Origin of the sequence: Acinetobacter stercoris (genome assembly GCF_900323515.1) — a bacterium.
Lineage (GTDB): Bacteria > Pseudomonadota > Gammaproteobacteria > Pseudomonadales > Moraxellaceae > Acinetobacter > Acinetobacter stercoris.
The window spans coordinates 1-1,887 of the sequence record NZ_OOGT01000355.1 but is presented as its reverse complement, the minus strand read 5'-3'; the positions used below and the strand labels follow the sequence as shown (position 1 = coordinate 1,887).

Annotated in this window: 2 protein-coding genes; both read right to left on the bottom strand. The window is 29.8% G+C overall.

Features of this window, described 5'->3' with window-relative positions:
* Nucleotides 1-47: 47 nt before the first annotated feature.
* A complete protein-coding gene (locus tag KPC_RS19450) occupies nucleotides 48-782 on the bottom strand; it encodes a hypothetical protein (RefSeq protein WP_121975952.1) in 735 nt (244 codons plus the stop codon).
* Between the two features lie 16 nt (nucleotides 783-798).
* Complete coding sequence (locus tag KPC_RS19445) at nucleotides 799-1,827, bottom strand: YaaC family protein (RefSeq protein ID WP_121975951.1); 1,029 nt, start codon at nucleotides 1,825-1,827, stop codon at nucleotides 799-801.
* Between the last annotated feature and the right edge of the window lie 60 nt (nucleotides 1,828-1,887).

Genomic DNA, 1,887 nt, shown 5'->3' with positions numbered 1-1,887 from the left:
TTATTATAATTATATTGATCCCCCAATTGTCCCCCAAGAAAAATATTTTAGCTATTGAGTTTTACTAAATGCTTCATGAATGATGAAGTCATTTCAAATATAAATTCAACTTCTTGTTCAATTACAGCATCATTATGTTTTACAAAAGTATTTTGATATTTTGAGTAATAATCAATCAATTTTTGAAACATATTTGAAAAGTATGGGGAGCCACCATTTTTATTAACAAATTTACCTATATCACTTAATTGATTTTCTAAAGACTTATCATTGTTAAAAATTGATTTAAGTAATAGTTCTAATGCAAGTCTCAGGTCATCGAGAAGATTACGTTCAAAAATATTATTGTCAAACTTACATAGAGCTGATTCATATTGCTTTAAACACGAAGGATATTCACTTAGCCAATGTTTTGCTTCCTCGACTAAAGTTTGATTTAGTGTTTCTGAGGAAGTAGAACCAAACTGATGACCATATCTTGCAATTAACTGAATTTTTAAATTGTTAATACTAGTGTCGATTGGTTTAGGTAGATGGGGACTCTCACATAACTCACGAATAATTCTGTATTGTTGAGCAGGTTCAAAACATTTGAGATTTTCAAGCAGGGCAGTTCTTTTATTTGGTGCATTTAAAGGAAGCGAAGCGTAAGGAATATTAATGTTGAAATCTATAGCGTAAGCTAAAAATAGTTTGACAATTTTGCCACCCGACAATCCTGTATCGGTATTGCCAAGTACTTCTGAAGCATATGTTAAAAAAGTGAAAGGAATATTACTCATTAATCTACCTTGTTATTTAAAAGCTTGCATATGCTTTAAGAACACTTTGTCCTAGTACTCTAGCAGTCGCTAAATATAAAAATTGTTTTGGTTGCGTACTTAGAAACTCACTCATTAACCATTGTTCTCTATCGGAGAATATTTCATCAAACATATAAGGATGATAACGAGTTATAGAACCTAGATAAAACATAGTCATATAGATAATAGATTCTTGGCTATATCTATCATTAGCTGAATTTGATATATACATAGTATATCCATCATTTCCGATAAAATACCAAATACCTTTATTTCTTAAGAGGTTGCTTAAGTTGGCATAATCTTTTCTTGATGGGTTATATGTGGACATTGTAACTTGTTCGCAAAGAAAAATTTTCCCGTCTTCTTCTTCCATTAAGTTATAATTTTGAGCTGTTAAAAGTTCTATTTCATTTGAATTACATTTAATTTCCGCTTTAAAAATTAATTGCTTACCATGTTTATAGAGATTGTGTTTTTCAATTTTATGAAAGATTTCTTTTTGTTTATAAATTTCAGCATATGCTCTATGTATTCCCACACAATGGCTGAGTAAAGACTTTACATTGATAGTAATAGCGTCAACAGAAATACCCGATTCAAAAAGTGAAGTTAATTCATGAGCTACTTGAACCACTAACTCTTTTTGTTTTTGTTTATATATAACCGAATGTATGAATTTATTATTATGAGATTCGTTAATCCCATGCATATACATTTTTTCAAAACCAAACTCACCCTCCATGTTTATAAGTATCTTGGCAAAATTTAAAAATGAGTAATAAAAAAGAAGAGGTTGACTTTTGACAGGGCTTGATTCAGCGGTAAGGTAAAAGTGTTTTGCTTGTTCTAAGAGAGATTGTAAAAAGTTTCTTTCTTTCCTGTCGCTCGTTCTTTTTTTGATGACGTAGTCCCAAAATGCCCAAATATCAGAAATAACTAATTTTTGATTATTTCCCAAGTTTACTAAAGCAGTTTCTTTTGAGAAAAGTGGAAATCCAAACTTAATTTCAACCTCTGTCATATGGATCCTATAAGATGTTTATGTAAAGTATTCTGATTAATTATGTACTATCTAAATATA